Here is an 869-nt window from a genome sequence, read left to right on the forward strand (position 1 = left end):
GGAGCACGACCGCGAGCGCCGCGGACCTCGCCGGGCGCGCGCGGAGCGCGGCGAGGTCGGCCGCGATCGCGGCGGCGGGGCCGGCCGGGCAGGCGCGCCAGGCCGCCGCGAGGAGCGCGACGGCCGTGAGCCACGAGGCCACGCAGAGCAGGCACCACGCGCCGATGGCGGCCTCGCTCACGATCGCGAGCGCGATCGACGCCGCGACCGCGGTCGCCGCCACGCCGAACAGGAGCCCCCGGGCGAGGGGGCGACCGCGCCGCGCGTGGACGAGCGCCCGAGCGGCGAGCCCGGCGGCGAGGCCGTAGCCCAGGACGCCCCAGGCCGCGACGGGCAGCCCGAGGAACACGGAGAACCGGCTCAACGCCACGCGATCGCAGTTCACGACGTCGTTGATGGCGCAGAAGCTGGAGTACCCCGCGTGCGCGCGAGCGTGCAGGCGCGCGAGGAGGGCAGCCAGGGCCACGCCCAGCAGGGCGAGCCCGAGCGCCGCCACGAGCGGCCTGGCGGGCGAACGACGGTCGGGCGGGACGCCGCCGGGGCGCCGCGACGTCTTCTGACGTGCTCTCTTCATGGACGGTGAGGGTAAGCGGTCGCGGTGAGGGCCGAGAGGGTGACGTGTTCCCGGAGAAGCGTCGTGCGCGCGGCTGCACGCGCTGGATGCACGGCAGGCGCTGCCCCGGCGATCAGTCGATCGAGCAAGGCTTCACCTCGACGCACGGCGGCGGCTTCGACGCGGTCTGCGAGCGAGCCGGCGCCGCTCCGTCTCTCTTTGCTGGCTCCTCCGTCCGCGGGCGAGGGCGCAGGTCGGTGGCGCGGCGCGCGTCCGGCCGGGGGCGCTCGCCGCTCGCGGCGCGGGGCGCGGCGCC

The 869-nt window shown here is 77.9% G+C and carries 1 protein-coding gene; it reads right to left on the reverse strand.

Annotation, left to right across the window (positions count from 1 at the left end):
• Positions 1-574, reverse strand: a 574-nt coding sequence (locus MNZ29_RS24125; RefSeq protein ID WP_277957398.1) for a vitamin K epoxide reductase family protein, incomplete at its 3' end; no start/stop codon positions are given.
• Positions 575-869 lie beyond the last annotated feature (295 nt).

The organism is Anaeromyxobacter sp. SG64, assembly GCF_022690745.1.
Classification (GTDB): Bacteria; Myxococcota; Myxococcia; order Myxococcales; family Anaeromyxobacteraceae; genus Anaeromyxobacter; species Anaeromyxobacter soli.